This window comes from Alteromonas sp. a30 (assembly GCF_026788005.1).
Lineage (GTDB): Bacteria > Pseudomonadota > Gammaproteobacteria > Enterobacterales > Alteromonadaceae > Paraneptunicella.
The window spans coordinates 1-15,783 of record NZ_JABEPE010000013.1 but is presented as its reverse complement, the minus strand read 5'-3'; the positions used below and the strand labels follow the sequence as shown (position 1 = coordinate 15,783).

Sequence of the window (15,783 nt, the reverse complement as noted above, 5' to 3'; positions counted from 1 at the left end):
AAATATAGTTTTTTTTCAGAAAAGGCTGTTTATTTACATATTTTCAACATTATACAAATAATTGATTAACACTTTGCTTTTTCGAAGACGCCTTGAACTAATGTTTTCGCCTCATCAATGAGTAATGACAAATGCTCATTCCCTTTAAAGCTTTCCGCATAAATTTTGTAAATACTTTCAGTACCTGATGGTCGTGCAGCGAACCAACCATTTTCTGTCGACACTTTTACACCACCAATTGAGGCATTATTGCCCGGGGCAACGGTTTGTACTGAAGTAATGGCTTCTCCTGCCAAACCATCGCTACTGATCACATCCGCGGTCATACTGCTTAAAGCTTTCTTCTGCTCTGGTGAGGCGGCTACATCTAAACGTCGATAGGCTGGTTCACCAAACTCTTGTGTGAGTCGTTGATAGTATTGTCCCGGATCTTTTCCCGTTACCGCTGTAATTTCAGCCGCTAACAAACACATCGTGATGCCGTCTTTGTCGGTTGCCCATGTTGAGCCATCTCGTCTTAAAAAGATGCCGCCAGCGCTTTCTTCACCTGCGAAACCTAACTGTGAGTTCAACATGCCGTCAACAAACCATTTAAACCCGACGGGCATCTCCGACACCGAGCGTTTCAAATGCTTAGCTACACGGTCAATCATCGAGCTAGACACCAGTGTTTTGCCAATTTTAAGGTTCTCATTCCACTGAGGGCGATGCTGATATAAATAATCAATCGCAACAGCAAGGTAATGATTTGGATTAAGAATTCCCGTCGAAGGGCTGACAATACCATGACGGTCGAAATCGGGGTCGTTACCAAAAGCTAAATCGTATTGATCCTTGAGGTTGATTAAACCTGCCATAGCGTAAGGCGATGAGCAATCCATGCGTAATTTGCCGTCCTTGTCTCGATGCATGAAAGAAAATGTTGGGTCAACACGTTTATTCACCACATCGATATGCAACCCATATTTGTCGCTAATCATATCCCAATAGCTTAGTCCTGCTCCCCCTAACGGATCGGTTCCAAGCTTTAAATTCGCCTGTTGAATCGCTTTCATATCAATGACTTGATCTAACTCATTGACATAATTAACGCGAAAATCTTCTTCAATGAACAACCCGCTTTGTTTTGCTCGAGAGATAGGGAGCCGTTTAATGCCTCGTCCTGCGTCTGCTATTAATTGGTTCGCACGCACTTCAATAGACTTGGTTACATCGGAATCGGCAGGCCCGCCATTCGGTGGATTATATTTAAAACCGCCATCTTCCGGGGGGTTATGGGAAGGCGTAATCACAACACCATCGGCCAACTTTTCGTGCTTTTTATTGTGATTCAAAATAGCGTGTGAAATGACAGGCGTGGGGGTATAGCCTCCATTTTGCTGAACAATCACTGTAATATCATTGGCAACAAATACCTCTACGGCAGTGGTAAACGCAGCTTCAGATAGCGCGTGAGTATCCATCCCAATATACATAGGACCACTAATGGCGTTAGTTTCACGATACTCAACAATGGCCTGACAAATTGCCGCTATATGCATGTCGTTGAATGTACAATCTAAAGCGCAACCTCGATGACCCGATGTGCCAAAACTGACGGCATGGTGCGGATTATCAGCATCGGGAGAATACGTATAATAAGCGCTAACCAGTTTGGGAATATTGCAGAGCTGTTCTAAGTCTGCAGGCTGACCTGCTTGAGGATGCAAAGCCATGTTGTTGAACTCCTTAAATGATGAAAGACGTCATTTCTTGCAAAACATAATACGCATTACGAACGAATGTAACAGTGAATTATCAGAGAAATTTTGCAAATCTTCGGGGACTTTTGCACAATGCGCTGCATTAATTTAGCAGCTACATCATCAATAAACAGTTAATTATGTCATTAAATTACAAACGCGTTGGCAAAGGCCAACCTCTTCTCCTGATGCATGGCTTATTCGGGAGTTTAGATAACCTCGGCATGATTAGCAGAGCCATGCGTAACGACTTTGACGTTATATCGGTTGACTTACCCGATCATGGCTTATCTCCTCATACCCAAGGCTTTAAATACGATGCTTATGCTGAGCACGTTTTGCATTTAATGGATTCGCTTAAAATTGAGTCCTTCTATGCGCTTGGGCACTCTATGGGCGGGAAAGTGGCAATGCATTTAGCTCTTCACCACCCACATCGCGTTAGTAAACTGGTAGTAGCCGATATTGCTCCCGTCAAATACACACCAAGACATAACGCGGTATTCAAAGCGCTCACCTCTGTTGATCTTGATAGCGTTTCCAGCCGTAAAGAAGCCGAAGCTATTATGATGCAGCATTTGCAAGAGCCAGGAGTAGCACAATTTCTGTTACGTAGTTTGGGAAAAGACGACAACGGCAAGTTTATCTGGCGATTTAATTTAGAGCTGTTAATGCGAGATTATGAGCACCTTTCGCAAGAAATCGCGCATCCGCACCCTTTTACTCATCCAACATTGTTTGTAAAAGGTGGGAATTCAAATTATATCTCGGCAGAGCATCGCCCAATCATCAATGCGCTTTTCCCAAATGCCGAAGCTAAAATTATTCAAGGCACAGGACATTGGCTTCACGCTGAGAAACCCAATGTGTTTGCCAAAATAGTCACCGACTTTCTAACAAGAAATTGATCTATATCGGTATCAAGCATTTCGGGGACTTTCGCCTTGTGCTATAGTCCGCGATTATTTTTTTAGGGGCGCAGTGAACTATGCTCAGCGAAAACTTTGAACAAATCGAATCCATCGTCCTAAACTTGACGTTGGTTGTTTTGTTCGCTCTGATGTTTTTTGCAGTGCATGATGTGTTAAAACGAAATTCAGTACCCTTCATAGGCCGATTAGTTGCGTACTTAGTTTTGTTTTTAGGTGCAGCGGGCTTCTTAGCGAAAGGCGTTATTCAAATCTTTTGGCACTCCCAAGGGCTTTAAACTGAATAAGCATTTTCTTTATTAAGAAGCTCTCCTACACATAATGTTAATTTTTTAAAGGGCTTATAGGTAAATATATACATGGCAAGCGTTGGTTTATTTTTTGGCAGTGATACGGGTAATACAGAACATGTATCTAAGTTGATCCAGAAGCAGTTGGGTAAAGATCTGGTTGATATTCACGACATTGCTAAATCTTCTAAAGAAGATATTGCGAAATACGATCTCTTGCTTTTTGGCATCCCCACTTGGTATTACGGTGAAGCGCAGTGCGATTGGGATGACTTTTTTCCAGAATTTGAGCAAGTTGATTTCACCGATAAATTAGTCGCCATTTTCGGCTGCGGCGATCAGGAAGACTATGCAGAATACTTCCTAGATGCGATGGGAATGATTAACGACATCGTAGAAGCCAGAGGCGCCGTGGTGGTGGGTAACTGGCCGGTGGATTCTTATGATTTCGAAGCATCAAAGGGCTTGATCAGTGAGACACATTTTGTTGGTTTGGGCATCGATGAAGATCGTCAGCCAGAATTAACTGAAAGTCGTGTTGCAGAATGGTGTAAGCAATTGACCGAAGAAATGTCTTTAGAGGCTTTTAGATAAGCGCTCCTCGATTCACTTGAAAACGGACCTTAAAGGTCCGTTTTTTGTGGGCTTGTTCTTATCAATTAACTCAATAAATACTCTACACCTTATAAGCGACTATCCACACTTTGCGGCCTTACGTTTATGAAATTTTTCTGTGACAATGCCGCACTCATTACACTCTTTTATGACTTTCAGAGAAATTGGAATTGATATGACACTAAACGTTTATTTGTCAGGGGAAATTCACACAGACTGGCGCGAGCAAATTGAACAAGGTTGTGAGGCGTTAGACCTTCCAATTACCTTCACTTCAGCAGTCACCAACCACGAAGCAAGTGATGCAGCAGGCGACTTCCTCGGCGCAGAAGAAAACAACTTCTGGCGCGATCACAAATCCGCAAAAATCAACGCAATACGTATTAAAACGCTGATTGAAAGCTGCGATATTGCCGTCATTCGTTTTGGCGAGAAATATAAACAATGGAATGCGGCTTTTGATGCAGGTTACTGTGCTGCACTTGGCACCCCGTTTATTACATTGCATGGTGAAGACATTATTCACCCATTAAAAGAAGTGGATGCCGCAGCAATGGCTTGGACGACCTCACCTGAGCAAGTTGTCGAGATCTTAAAGTATGTTGTGAGTCAAAAGTAAACTTCTCACTTGATGCATCAAAAGAGCGTGCTTATGCTTGCTAAACCAACATAAGGACGCCCTTTGCTTAATTCGAAAAACTATACTTTAAAACGTGACACTGCTGTTTCTAAATCCTTCATTCTATCCCGAAGTTGGTGAATAGCAGTGTTAGACTGATAAGTGCTACCCGAGCTTTTCTCTGCTAGCTCGACGATAACACTTAATCTCTCTGCGACATCTTGCAGCAAGCGATCCTGAGACCCTGTATCTTGTACTATCTGTTGATTAATCCCAGAGAGTTCATTAATGATACTACTAATGCTATCAACGTTACCGTCAACGCTTTGAATCAAGCCTACGCTTTGCTCTGCTTGTTCTTGTCCTTTAGCTATTGAATCAACCGCCATTGTGGCATCAGATTGCAAGGCGTCTATCATGTGCTCAATTTCTTCTGTCGAATTTTGCGTTCTGTTAGCTAACGTTCTCACCTCATCTGCAACAACCGCAAAACCTCTGCCTTGCTCCCCTGCTCTTGCCGCCTCGATAGCAGCGTTTAACGCTAGCAAATTCGTTTGTTCAGCAATGGTTTTAATGACATCAAGAATGCTACCAATATTACGGCTATTTTCGTTCAAGCGACTAATAACCTCTGCTGATGATTTTGCTTGCTCTGCTTGTTCTACGATTTGTTGCCGAGTTTTTCCGACTAAGCCTCTAGCATCTTGGGTCCGCTCTATTACCTCACTCAACTTAGTCATACCATAATTGATTTGTTCAACATTATGTTGACTACTAGAGCGCACTCGCTGCGTGTTTTCTTCCGTTATTTTGACTTCTTCAAGTTGTTTATCAACTTGCTTAATCGTTTCATTGCCTAACTCAACACTTTGGCTAGTGGCACTTTGTAAATGTGCTTGTTGCGTATGGATTTGTTCAATTAATCCATGCAACCCTTTGGATAATGCATTGACTTGACGGGCTAACTCGCCAAACTCACAATGACTGGTATCATCCGCTTTGTGAGTTAAATCACCACTACTGATAATTTGCATACTATTGGAGATGCTTTTAATCGGACGATGGATATTTCGTGCAGATAAAGCGCCAATAACCACCACTGACGCAAAAGCGACAAACATAATGGCAAAACTAACCGTAATATTGGTTTGTACTTGGGAAAGAATTTCACTTTGTCCCTGCAACGTGCCAGCGCTTATCTCTTGAAATAGGTCATTGAATATATCATTCGTGTTGTTCAAGTTTTCTTCGGCACTCAACATTTGTTTTCGTGCGTTACTGACTAATGACATCATCAGGTCATATTGTTTTAACAGGCCAGTATCACCAAAAATGGAAGCTTCTAATTTAGCCCATCCTTCCTGATAAGACTCGACTAGCCCGTCGGTATCCACACCAGCGGATGTTCGTTGTAAATACTCGTTGGCTTGCTGTAGGTTGCGTAGCGCAAAATTCATATCATCGCGCAAAGTAATACCACCTTGAAGCGCACGAATAGCAAGTAGCTCCTCGACGTTTTTCAATAAGGTAATCACTTTTATATCAATATTATTACCATGTCCTGCCAATGTTTTAAGTACCGGGTCTGTTTCACCATTTTCTAGAAAGGCAATATCAAGGAGATACGACGTGGTTTCATCAGCCAGTAATTGTGAATTATCAAATTGACGCTTGAGTTTATCTTCAGCAATAAACTGCTTCATTCGATACTGGTACATGTTTTCAACTGCTTCTAGGTAGGCTTTAGACGATTCTTTTCCCAATAACAATTGTCTTTTCGCTTTTCCATCAACCACTAATTGGGACAACTTGTTTAGCTGCTTTTCAAACTTGGCTTTTTCATCATCAAAGAGTGTCTTATTGTTTTGGAGTGTAGATAAGCTATCGAGGTAATAATCACGTAAAGCTAGCTTTCCCATATGAAGCAATTGGTTTTGCACCATACTCATTTGCGATTGCAGCGGCATTTTTTCTTGTATTACAGATTCTGCGGAGCCTCTAATATTGGAAAGCCCTAAATAGGAAATCACATTGGTTATGAAGAGCAAGACACCAAGAAGCACAAAACCGATAATAATTTTAGCGACGACACTCAATTTGAGCATAAGTTTACCTCGTTTTTAATGCTTCTGTGTTTAAGGATTGGACTACTTTCAGACAACTTACTGCACCTTAAAATGACAACATTTAAACAAAAATATTCTAGTCTGCTCCTTTGTTATTGGATTTTGGGTCTTATTGAATAAGCGATAAGACTCTTAAAACGATACTGCAACTAAAACAACTTTTGCATTTCAATTTGAAACGCCAGCTCCGAACGAAACTTATTCCTTTTAAGAATGAGCCATAACTTTCAGATACTGGTCCAACAAGTTTACAAAACTTTTACAAGCAGGCAAGAGGAGAAATGCCCTTATTAACAATAAAATTGCCCTAGTGTTCCATTTTGACAATAAAAATAAGAAATTTGACACTCAGTAAGAGTCATTTTGTTACTCAAGTGATTTTCGTAATGGATTAGGGTTTCATTCCACGTCGAGTCCCCTATAATAGAGGCCACTCTCACAGTGTAATGCCAAACGCATGGATCAGAATCAAGAACTAAAGAAGGCCGGTCTGAAGGTAACGCTTCCTAGACTAAAGATTTTGGAAATTTTACAACTTCCAGAAAACCAACATATTAGTGCCGAAGAAGTCTATAAGATTTTGTTAGACCAAGGTGAAGATATTGGATTAGCAACCGTTTATCGTGTGCTAAACCAGTTCGATGATGCTGGGATTTTAAATCGCCATCATTTTGAAGGTGGAAAATCTGTTTTTGAAATCAGCAATAAAAAACATCACGATCACATCGTCTGCCTAGATTGTGGGCGGGTAATGGAATTCGAAGATGACATTATTGAGGAAAGACAAAAGCAAGTTGCCGCTAAATACAATATCGACCTAACTCACCATAGTTTGTATTTATATGGTAAATGTACAAACGGCGATTGTCGTCACGGCGACGAAGACTAAACATTAAAAAAGCTGCTTTTCGCAGCTTTTTTATTAGCAATAACGTTTAGGAACTCGCAAAGGCATTCTTGTAACCAATTCATAACCAATCGTTCCAGCCCACTTTGCTACTTCGTTCGCTGTTAGCGTTTTTCCCCATAAAATCACTTCTTCGCCAATGTCAACATCAGGCACATCGGTTACATCAATCGTTAACAAATCCATGGAAATGCGACCCGCGACAGGTGCTCTTTTGCCTTTAATCACCACAGGGGTTCCATTAGCCGCTTTACAAGGGTAGCCATCTCCATACCCAATCGCCACGGTTGCTACTCTAGAAGGGCGTAATGCCTCCCACGTACTGCCATAGCCAACTCGACTCCCTACTGGTATATCATGAATGGCAATCACCTCTGAACGTAATGTCATGACAGGCTCTAGCTCATCATCAATAGGCAAAGCATGGGTAAATGGACTTAAGCCATAAAGCATAATCCCCGGACGAATCCAGTCACTTGCTCCCGATTCCCAACCAATAATAGTTGCGGAATTGCCAATGCTTGTCTCTACCTTACGATTGAATTGAGACTCCAGCTGCTTATGCAAGGTTTTAAATGTAGCAAGTTGGGTTTTAGTGTATTCATTGTCTAATTCGTCGGCACTAGCAATATGTGTCATCAATACAATGTTAGGATTGACATTTGGGTTATCTAATAGTTGCTGATAACACTCTATAGCCTCTCCAACATCGATACCCAAACGGTGCATGCCGGTATTCACTTTCAACCAAGCATTAATGGGGTTAACAAGATTTTTATTTTTCAAAGCTTCAATTTGATTACGACAATGAAATACCACATCCAAATTATTCAAGCTCGCGCAAATGAGTTCTGAATCTTCAAAGCAACCTTCTAACAGTAGAATACGCGTTTTAATATCGTTACTGCGTAAACGCATTGCTTCTTCCGCACTACTGACCGCTAACATACTAATATAGCCTTGCAATGCTTCTGCAATTTCAACGGCACCATGACCGTAAGCATTAGCTTTAATCACGGCAACAATGTTACTGTTCGGGGCTATCTTTGAAACAACCGTGCAGTTGTGACGCAAAGCTGCTAAATCAATTTGCATCTTGGCCGGTCGCGCCATCCAAAACTCCTTATATTTGTGAATTTTAAAGGTTGCGGATTATGCCATGAGCCCGTCCTAGCTGCACTGAATTAAAGCCAATAACGCTAGGATATGCGCTGTAATGAGAGTTCTTGCATCATACGATGCAATTCAATCAGCCGCTTTCTTGCTCGCACCACTGATGTTAGCTGAAAGCGAACAACATCATTCGGCTTAAGTTGACTTAAACGCCAACAATCTACGTTCGTTAATGCGCCTAACTTCGAGTATCCGCCAAGTGTTTGCCTATCGTTTAATAAAATAATCGGGTGTCCATTCGGTGGAACTTGAATATCTCCCAGCGTTGTTGCCTCCGATAACATTCCCGGTAATTCATGTTGAAGCTCATTTCCTGATAGCCGGTAAGCCATTCTACTAATATCTTGGGAAACACAAAATGCTTCGGATAATAAGCTCCTTCGCAGTGTTTTGGGGAAATCGTAATATTGATGACTCGGAGTTAAACGAAAGTGTTGCGGTGAAAGTAACTCCAAATCTTCCTTCCACCAGTTTCGCCAACGCGGGCTTAACGTTAATTCAGCATTTGCTGCACTCGGGTAGTAAGGCAGCAGATCATGTTTTCCTAATGCTTGGCCGCTTCCTGTTATCCCCCCGATCCCTTCTCTCACATTTGTCGCAACGCTACCAAATGCAGCATTAACTTGAAATCCTCCGCGCACAGCTAAATATGAGCGCATAGCTGTACTCGAAAAGCCAACGCTTACAATGTCACCGGCTTTAATACGGACACTTTGCCACGACTCAAAGGGTTGACCGTTAATTTTCAACACATTATCAGCTCCCGATACAGCAATAAGGGTTGAATCGCTTGCCTCCAGCTCAAGACCTCCCATACTGACTTCTATCAAAGCCGAATACAGTGGATTACCACATAATTTATTGGCCCAATACGCTGACCAGAGATCAAGTACCCCACTTTGGCTTATCCCGTCATGAGCATACCCTCGACGACCTCTATCTTGTATTAACGATAAGATACCGGGTTTTATAACAGTGAAAAAACCTGTTCTCATAAATAGGTAAACCTTTACTGATGGCTTTGTTGTTCTAACAAAGCTTGATATTCATTTAGGGAAACTGGGGTAAACGTCACTCTATCCCCCATCGCTAGCTTAGCGCCGGTCTCTAAGGAAAATAATGGCAGTGGACAGTGACCTATCACATGCCATCCAGCAGGAGAGTCACACGGGTAAATAGCAGTTTGTTGTTCGGCGATAGCTAATGAGCCTGCCACAATATGCTTTCTAGGCTTTGCCATTCGCGGGACTCTAAGTCTTTCTGGCAAGCCATTCAAGTAAGCAAACCCAGGCGCAAAACCAACTGCGGCAACTTCATAGCAAGCCTGACAATGTAAGGCTATAACTTCATCTACTGACAGCCCTGTTTGCTCGGCAACGGAAGCTAAATCTAATGCAGATTCACCACCATAAAACACAGGTATTGAATGCTTATGCCCTAGGTTGGATTCGTCGATTATTTCGCTATCAAAGCCTTTTAAGGTGTTGTTTATAATTTGCTTTGCTTCGACACTGGAAACATAGAGAGGATTAAAAAATACTGTAATATTATTGTTAGATGGCACCACATCCCAAAAACGCCTGTGTTCGGGATGCTTTATTTGCACTGGCTTAACCAGTGTTTGCCACAGAGTATCGGATACTTGCTTAATGAATTGGGGGGAGACGACTTTTTGTTGCCAATAAAGTGTTATCGCTTCTTCAGAGGCTAATGAAATATGAAAGCCAACAGTCAATTAAGACTCTCCTCTTTGGATCGATTCAGGTTGTTTAGCTGCCTGCACAATTTTAGACACACACCGCGCTTTTTCTAAAGATTCGGCATCATCACCATGTACACAAATCGAATCAACCTCTAGAGACAGTTCCTGTCCGTTTTCCGTTAGCACTGCGCCTTTTTCCACCAACATGGAAGTTTGTTGTGACACTTCATCTACAGTCAATACGGCCCCCGTTTGGGTTCTAGGAGTCAACAATCCTGCATCGGTGTAACGTCTATCCGCAAAGACTTCGAACATGAGAGAAACACCTGCATTTTCGGCGGCTTGTTTTCGCTCGTCGTTATTAGGGAGAGACTGAATCATGATAGCAAGAGGTTCATGAAAAGACGTCGCCGCACTTAACACTCCCTGAAATACCTCTATATCTCGCATCATATCGTTATACAACGCACCGTGAGGTTTGATATAAGAGACCTCTAGCCCTAGACTTTTCGCCATACCGTGCAGTGCAGAAACTTGATACAACACTAAATTTTTTATCTCATTAGCGTGCATCTTCATGCTCCTGCGCCCAAACCCTTGAATGTCAGGATAAGAAGGATGAGCCCCTATTGCTACTTGATGCTCTTTAGCAAGCTGTAACGTCGTCATCATCACGCTTGGATCACCGGCATGAAAACCACAAGCTATGTTGGCTTGGTCAACCACCTGCATAACGTGGCTATCATTCCCCATCTGCCACAGACCAAAGCTTTCACCTAAGTCGCTATTAATTTTCACTTTATTCTCCTGCGCGTTGAATAAGCTCATCCAATAAAGACACGACGAGCTTTGCTGAGGCAATGGGCTGCTCCAGAGGAAATAGGTGCCCTGCCCCTCGATTAACAACATGCTTAGCTGGGAAGTAGTCCAATAGTGTTTTTACTTGCGCATTATTCAGCACCGGTTTTTTCGTCGCTGTTACCAATGTTGCGGGAACGCGAAGTTGCCCTCTTAATGATTTTAGATTATGAGGACAATGCTTGAAAATTTCTGCTTCAACGTGCGCTTTAAAAGTAAGCTCTCTTGTATCGTCTTGAATTTGCGTTGCCGATTCCACGTAATCTTGGATCGATTCGTCCGAAAAATCTTCAAACAGCGTTTTAGAACGAAAATATTGCACCATATCATCGTGCTTCGACCATTTGGCTTTTCGTGTTCGCGCTTTGCCGGAAGGCGTTAACTTGTCGCTCAACCCCATGCGCTTAGACCATTTCAAGGCAAAGCTTAACCAACCTGTAAAAGCCGGGGGTTCCATGAGCAAAACGCCTTTGAATAAATCCGGTCTCGCACAACAAGTTACCAAGGTAAGTAATGCCCCAAACGAATGCCCTACACCATAAACGGGTTCGCTAGCATGGCTTTCGATGAAATTGATCATTTCCGTGATCTGATTTTCCCAATTATTGGAAATTGGAAAATGTGGTTCGTGCCCATACTGCGCTTTGGCAATCACTCGAATCTCATCAGGTAAATGCGACATAAATTGTTTATAGGCCGCAACGGGGAAGCCATTTGCATGAGCAAAATTAACGGTTATGTTAGACATGAAAAGCAATTATCACTCTGAAACTGCATAGAATTTTGAAAACGACACCGCAAAGCGGCCCAATTTAAAACTGCGAATAAGCTAACAAAAATTGTGTTTCTTGCCTACACAGAGAAAGAATTGCTGCGAAAAAACACTCTTTAAAAAGAGAATAATCACCCCATATTTGAAACATGAACAAAAATCCAACATTCAAATATAGCATCACCACAACTGTCATCTTCTTGCTGGTTCTTTGGTGTGTTAAATCTGCCGAACAAATATTTGGTTTTAGCTTTCGAGAGCTTGGTGTAAAACCAGGTGACGTTTCGGGACTCTTGGGCATTGCTTTCGCACCACTAATTCATGCCTCTTATGAACATTTAATAAGCAATACCCTGCCTTTACTCATTTTGGGTTCAGTGCTGTTTTATGGTTATCCAAAATCCAGCAACATTACCGTCGCTATTATTTGGTTTTTCTCGGGATTAGGCGTCTGGCTATTTGCGAGAGATTCTTACCATGTTGGCGCAAGCGGACTTACTCATGGGATTTTCTTCTACTTACTAATTACGAGTATTTTACGCCGAGATAAACGCTCCATTGCACTCATGATGATTGCGTTTTTCATGTACGGCGGGATGGTACTAAGCATCTTGCCAAGAGAACAGCACATCTCTTTCGAATATCACTTATTTGGTGCGATTGCTGGAATAGTATGTGCTGCACTGTTTTATAAATGGGATCCAAAACTGGAACGTAAGAAATACGAATGGGAAAACGAAAGTGAGCCGGATGAACCCATTGGAAACTGGCGCCTTGAAGAAGAGGAAGAAGAAGATTTGATAGGTGATGAATGGAAGCGTTGATCGTTCTTATGAGCAACTATCAGCCAAACTTGCAGATGGTGTTAATGCTGATTCCCCGAAAATGGGGTAGAGCCGATCAGAAACGAGAAAAGCCAGTAAACTATTGAATTTACTGACTTTTTTAAATTGGTGCACCAGACCACAGAAAGTTCGAACCAATTATTCAACACTTTTTTGGAATGGGAGCAGCTTTTGAAGCTTGATTGATATGTGAAGTGTGTGTGTGGAACATCCCCAAAGTCTGCTTTCGGAACAAAACGAACGTTAATTCGTTATCACTCTTTTATTGGCTCAACAGTGGTATCTGTTTTTTTCTCGGCATTATTAGCTTTTTCACTGGTCACAGTGAGTTTGTCTCGGTCTACAGATTTCTTTTGAACTTTTAATACACCCTCTACACTTTTAGATTCCGATTTAGAGGAGTCTTGACCACCGACATACGCTCCTACAGAAATAGCTAAAGCAAAGAACAATAGAAGAAACCCATTGCGAAGTGATTGATAAGATGACTCATTCCTTAAATGTCGAATAATATTCATACGTTCCTGAGCGAATAAAGCCTGAGATAAATACGATACACCATCTGCATTTTGATTAATTATATGTTCAGTTCCGTAGCCGTATGTTGGCAATGTTTTTAATGCACCTAATGCCGTAATACCAGCCGCAAGCATATATAGTGCAGAAACCCCACAAATTATCGAAGTAAATTCGGCGAGTGGGCTACTAGGAAGATATTTAGCAAGTGAGCCACTAGCGGCAGCCAAAACCGTTAAACTAATACTTAGCCCTAATGTGAACTTAAAAGTTTTTTCGTCTATTTTAATGCCTCTTTCATGTTCTTCTTTAATACGAACATTTAGTAGGCTTGCGCCAATCTGCTCATATCGTTTTGACTTTTTTGTCAAATCAGCATTATCGCCAATTAGTTTTTGAATCTTATTTCTGCTGACCAAAAAAGGAAAAAAGGGGAAAGCCTCTTCAAAAGCACGATAAAGATATTTCACAACCCCCCTCTTTCTAACCAGTTAGCGATATCAATATCGAATCTTCGTTGAGAATTAACAAGCCAACCCCATTCACCTGTTGGATTAACCTCGATAAAAGTATACTTACCATTACTTAATAAGAGATCAATTGCCCCAAAATTAAGATTCAGCCTATCAAGCAGCTCGAAACATTTGTCCTCTATATCTGTTGGTAACTGAATTTCATTATATTCAATCTTACTACGATCAGTTGTGCGCCAATCTTCTTCAATGCCCTTTCCTCCTGATGTTATCTTAACTGCGATCAATTTATTCCCAATAATTGTAACTCGTATATCTATTTTTGAAGTCACATAATTTTGAACTGTTAATGGTGCAGCTGAAACATTTTCATCATGGAGATCTTCTGAACACTTAATCGTAGAGTAAGTAAATAGACATTCATCCGCTTCACGAAGCAGAATTGTATCCAGCGATTTTATAATCACCTTATTTTCAAAACATTGAAATCTGTTAGCGTTATTTCCAATCAATGTTTTAGGTATTTTGAACCCAATATCATTGGCTACAACTAATTGATATGCCTTTGTTTCTGCAAGATATGCGGCTTCAGGACGATTTATCCAGCCAGCCTTATCAAATATTACCAAGCTTCTCAAAAAACCCATCCATTGGCTTCTACTTAGCTGCTCACTAATTTCTAATCCACTACTGGGTGTGTTCCTTAAAAAGACTGGTTGCCTAAAATAAATAGATTTTACTGAACTCGTGATTTCGTAAACGATGTCGTTGGCTATAATCTCAAGTGCTTTCTCATGAATATCTATAGTCAATCGATAATTCTCAAATTCCTCTTTATTAAGCCGAAAGTAGCTGACTTGACGCTTTTCTAATTCTTGCACAACAAGATCTGTAGAAAAATCATAAATGCTTGAGACAAGTAGAACATCAATCCTCATTCGCCTTTCTGATCCTCACCTGTTTCTTGGTCACATTTTTTTGAGACTAAAGCGCCATATTTTGAGCCAGGTGACACTAAGGGCTCTCCCTCAGATACCCAATATCCTTTAGCTGTATCAAATAAACTGCGTTCTGGCATCTCAGGTGATGGTGAAAAAGGCTTTCTTTTAGCATGTTGAATTAATATATGTTGAGTCATTATTAGCTTCTCCAATTGTTATGTTTTTACAAACTCCCTAATAAAGCAGATGCGCCAGCACCAACTAAACTAGCAACACTACTATTTTGCAAAAGGGTTTTTAAAGTAGATTTAGCCTCGTCATCACCGTTTTTGACAACATGATCCACTAATGTCTGAATACTTATGTTTGAAATCTGTGAATTATGATTGCCAACTTGAACTTGCTCGCCTGAAACTGAGCCAATATTAATGGTCGATGATTGGTTAGTTGAGATATGCTCTTGAGCAGTCGCATTTTCTACTTTCAGAGTGAGCATGTGCGGGTGCTTTGTACCTACATTTAATGACCCACTCTCTAAAAAAGAAACATCAATAACTTTAAGATCTATTTCTCTTTTTCCTGATTTTTGAACAATTATATCGCCTATACCCACATCTGGTTCATTGCTATATGGGATTCTAAGCTCTCCTTTTGACACGTTTCTCTTACCTTTGTGCTCAACTCCATCAATATAAATCGTTTCTGGGTAAGCTAATTTATCAAAGTCCATTTGGACACCTCACTTTTCTTGCATTTTTTTGGTTAGGGCTTACCTTTTAACTTTCATCAAACCAATGATTTGACCCGATGTAAAAAACGTCAAAGCCTTTCTCTAATAAACATATTAAAAAGTCCGCAATAGGGACTAAGTGGCCTTTATTCATTGCTGTCAGCCAATAAGCAAGAACCACAACGGATAATAGGTTTATTTATTAACCTATGCAATATTTAAGAAATATCAATTCACAACCCCAACGTGCAATAAAGCTCACGCACTTCAAGGGGCAGGATGCAGAGATATTCGAGGGTTTGGGCTTCGGTAGCGTGACCGAAGGCTTTCATGAGCAAGGCAACGCTGGTGTGATTGGTGATGCGTTGGTGATACCCCCAAGTCTTCCTAAGCGTATGCGAACCATAATTACCTTGTAATCCTGCGTCATTGCACCACTGCTTCACCAGATGGTTTACACCTTCAACCGGCTTTGTTGAACAAAAGATTTGAACTTTTCCTTCTCTCAATGATCAGATCACCAAATCATTATTTCTCCTTCCTCA

General features: G+C 41.2%; 18 protein-coding genes. 7 read left to right on the top strand and 11 right to left on the bottom strand.

Annotation, left to right across the window (positions count from 1 at the left end):
* Positions 1-65: 65 nt before the first annotated feature.
* The gene (gene pgm / locus HJG39_RS13085) at positions 66-1,715 is read right to left on the bottom strand and encodes a phosphoglucomutase (alpha-D-glucose-1,6-bisphosphate-dependent) (protein ID WP_268409715.1); all 1,650 of its coding nucleotides are present in this window, start codon (positions 1,713-1,715) and stop codon (positions 66-68) included.
* Between the two features lie 167 nt (positions 1,716-1,882).
* Between pgm and HJG39_RS13080 the strand changes: the two genes are divergently transcribed.
* The 4 genes from HJG39_RS13080 to HJG39_RS13065 all read left to right on the top strand — a co-directional run bounded on the left by HJG39_RS13080 (position 1,883) and on the right by HJG39_RS13065 (position 4,195).
* Positions 1,883-2,650: an alpha/beta fold hydrolase gene (locus tag HJG39_RS13080; protein WP_268409714.1), complete on the top strand. Its 768-nt coding sequence runs from the start codon at positions 1,883-1,885 to the stop codon at positions 2,648-2,650.
* Between the two features lie 80 nt (positions 2,651-2,730).
* Positions 2,731-2,949 carry a DUF2788 domain-containing protein gene (locus HJG39_RS13075; protein WP_268409712.1) on the top strand — a complete coding sequence of 73 codons (219 nt, stop codon included), beginning with the start codon at positions 2,731-2,733 and terminating at the stop codon, positions 2,947-2,949.
* A gap of 81 nt (positions 2,950-3,030) precedes the next feature.
* Positions 3,031-3,555: a flavodoxin FldA gene (gene fldA / locus HJG39_RS13070; protein ID WP_268409711.1), complete on the top strand. Its 525-nt coding sequence runs from the start codon at positions 3,031-3,033 to the stop codon at positions 3,553-3,555.
* 196 nt (positions 3,556-3,751) lie between these two features.
* The gene (locus HJG39_RS13065) at positions 3,752-4,195 is read left to right on the top strand and encodes a YtoQ family protein (RefSeq protein WP_268409710.1); all 444 of its coding nucleotides are present in this window, start codon (positions 3,752-3,754) and stop codon (positions 4,193-4,195) included.
* 80 nt (positions 4,196-4,275) lie between these two features.
* Here the strand turns inward: HJG39_RS13065 and HJG39_RS13060 are convergent, their stop codons facing one another.
* A complete protein-coding gene (locus tag HJG39_RS13060) occupies positions 4,276-6,300 on the bottom strand; it encodes a HAMP domain-containing methyl-accepting chemotaxis protein (RefSeq protein ID WP_268409708.1) in 2,025 nt (674 codons plus the stop codon).
* A gap of 478 nt (positions 6,301-6,778) precedes the next feature.
* Between HJG39_RS13060 and fur the strand changes: the two genes are divergently transcribed.
* Positions 6,779-7,210 carry a ferric iron uptake transcriptional regulator gene (fur, locus tag HJG39_RS13055; protein WP_268409706.1) on the top strand — a complete coding sequence of 144 codons (432 nt, stop codon included), beginning with the start codon at positions 6,779-6,781 and terminating at the stop codon, positions 7,208-7,210.
* 33 nt (positions 7,211-7,243) lie between these two features.
* Here the strand turns inward: fur and alr are convergent, their stop codons facing one another.
* The 5 genes from alr to HJG39_RS13030 all read right to left on the bottom strand — a co-directional run bounded on the left by alr (position 7,244) and on the right by HJG39_RS13030 (position 11,709).
* Positions 7,244-8,341, bottom strand: a complete 1,098-nt coding sequence (alr, locus tag HJG39_RS13050) for an alanine racemase (protein ID WP_268409704.1) — start codon at positions 8,339-8,341, stop codon at positions 7,244-7,246.
* Between the two features lie 86 nt (positions 8,342-8,427).
* Positions 8,428-9,396 (bottom strand): biotin-dependent carboxyltransferase family protein, encoded by a 969-nt coding sequence (locus tag HJG39_RS13045; RefSeq protein WP_268409702.1) that lies wholly within the window; start codon positions 9,394-9,396, stop codon positions 8,428-8,430.
* Between the two features lie 14 nt (positions 9,397-9,410).
* Positions 9,411-10,136, bottom strand: coding sequence for a 5-oxoprolinase subunit B family protein (locus HJG39_RS13040; RefSeq protein WP_268409700.1), 726 nt, complete (start codon positions 10,134-10,136; stop codon positions 9,411-9,413).
* Positions 10,137-10,901: a 5-oxoprolinase subunit PxpA gene (locus HJG39_RS13035; protein ID WP_268409698.1), complete on the bottom strand. Its 765-nt coding sequence runs from the start codon at positions 10,899-10,901 to the stop codon at positions 10,137-10,139.
* Between the two features lies 1 nt (position 10,902).
* A complete protein-coding gene (locus tag HJG39_RS13030; protein ID WP_268409696.1) occupies positions 10,903-11,709 on the bottom strand; it encodes an alpha/beta fold hydrolase in 807 nt (268 codons plus the stop codon).
* Between the two features lie 173 nt (positions 11,710-11,882).
* Here HJG39_RS13030 and HJG39_RS13025 point away from each other — a divergent pair, with 173 nt between their 5' ends.
* Positions 11,883-12,557, top strand: a complete 675-nt coding sequence (locus HJG39_RS13025; RefSeq protein ID WP_268409694.1) for a rhomboid family intramembrane serine protease — start codon at positions 11,883-11,885, stop codon at positions 12,555-12,557.
* 275 nt (positions 12,558-12,832) lie between these two features.
* Here HJG39_RS13025 and HJG39_RS13020 read toward each other — a convergent pair whose 3' ends face one another.
* The 4 genes from HJG39_RS13020 to HJG39_RS13005 are packed head-to-tail and all read right to left on the bottom strand — an operon-like array spanning position 12,833 to position 15,238.
* Positions 12,833-13,564, bottom strand: coding sequence for a hypothetical protein (locus HJG39_RS13020; protein ID WP_268409692.1), 732 nt, complete (start codon positions 13,562-13,564; stop codon positions 12,833-12,835).
* Entirely contained in the window at positions 13,561-14,505 is a 945-nt protein-coding gene (locus tag HJG39_RS13015; RefSeq protein WP_268409690.1) for a hypothetical protein, read from the bottom strand. The genes HJG39_RS13020 and HJG39_RS13015 overlap by 4 nt, the downstream gene beginning before the upstream one ends.
* Positions 14,502-14,705, bottom strand: a complete 204-nt coding sequence (locus HJG39_RS13010) for a hypothetical protein (RefSeq protein WP_268409688.1) — start codon at positions 14,703-14,705, stop codon at positions 14,502-14,504. The genes HJG39_RS13015 and HJG39_RS13010 overlap by 4 nt, the downstream gene beginning before the upstream one ends.
* Before the next feature lie 26 nt (positions 14,706-14,731).
* Complete coding sequence (locus HJG39_RS13005; protein WP_268409686.1) at positions 14,732-15,238, bottom strand: hypothetical protein; 507 nt, start codon at positions 15,236-15,238, stop codon at positions 14,732-14,734.
* A 209-nt stretch (positions 15,239-15,447) separates the two neighbouring features.
* Between HJG39_RS13005 and HJG39_RS13000 the strand changes: the two genes are divergently transcribed.
* The gene (locus HJG39_RS13000; protein ID WP_268409684.1) at positions 15,448-15,657 is read left to right on the top strand and encodes a hypothetical protein; all 210 of its coding nucleotides are present in this window, start codon (positions 15,448-15,450) and stop codon (positions 15,655-15,657) included.
* Positions 15,658-15,783 lie beyond the last annotated feature (126 nt).

Coding starts and splice junctions, on each gene's coding strand:
- pgm (WP_268409715.1), bottom strand. CDS start 1,715: ATGGCTTTGCATCCTCAAGCAGGTCAGCCTGCAGACTTAGAACAGCTC.
- HJG39_RS13080 (WP_268409714.1), top strand. CDS start 1,883: ATGTCATTAAATTACAAACGCGTTGGCAAAGGCCAACCTCTTCTCCTG.
- HJG39_RS13075 (WP_268409712.1), top strand. CDS start 2,731: ATGCTCAGCGAAAACTTTGAACAAATCGAATCCATCGTCCTAAACTTG.
- fldA (WP_268409711.1), top strand. CDS start 3,031: ATGGCAAGCGTTGGTTTATTTTTTGGCAGTGATACGGGTAATACAGAA.
- HJG39_RS13065 (WP_268409710.1), top strand. CDS start 3,752: ATGACACTAAACGTTTATTTGTCAGGGGAAATTCACACAGACTGGCGC.
- HJG39_RS13060 (WP_268409708.1), bottom strand. CDS start 6,300: ATGCTCAAATTGAGTGTCGTCGCTAAAATTATTATCGGTTTTGTGCTT.
- fur (WP_268409706.1), top strand. CDS start 6,779: ATGGATCAGAATCAAGAACTAAAGAAGGCCGGTCTGAAGGTAACGCTT.
- alr (WP_268409704.1), bottom strand. CDS start 8,341: ATGGCGCGACCGGCCAAGATGCAAATTGATTTAGCAGCTTTGCGTCAC.
- HJG39_RS13045 (WP_268409702.1), bottom strand. CDS start 9,396: ATGAGAACAGGTTTTTTCACTGTTATAAAACCCGGTATCTTATCGTTA.
- HJG39_RS13030 (WP_268409696.1), bottom strand. CDS start 11,709: ATGTCTAACATAACCGTTAATTTTGCTCATGCAAATGGCTTCCCCGTT.
- HJG39_RS13025 (WP_268409694.1), top strand. CDS start 11,883: ATGAACAAAAATCCAACATTCAAATATAGCATCACCACAACTGTCATC.
- HJG39_RS13015 (WP_268409690.1), bottom strand. CDS start 14,505: ATGAGGATTGATGTTCTACTTGTCTCAAGCATTTATGATTTTTCTACA.
- HJG39_RS13010 (WP_268409688.1), bottom strand. CDS start 14,705: ATGACTCAACATATATTAATTCAACATGCTAAAAGAAAGCCTTTTTCA.
- HJG39_RS13005 (WP_268409686.1), bottom strand. CDS start 15,238: ATGGACTTTGATAAATTAGCTTACCCAGAAACGATTTATATTGATGGA.
- HJG39_RS13000 (WP_268409684.1), top strand. CDS start 15,448: ATGCAATATTTAAGAAATATCAATTCACAACCCCAACGTGCAATAAAG.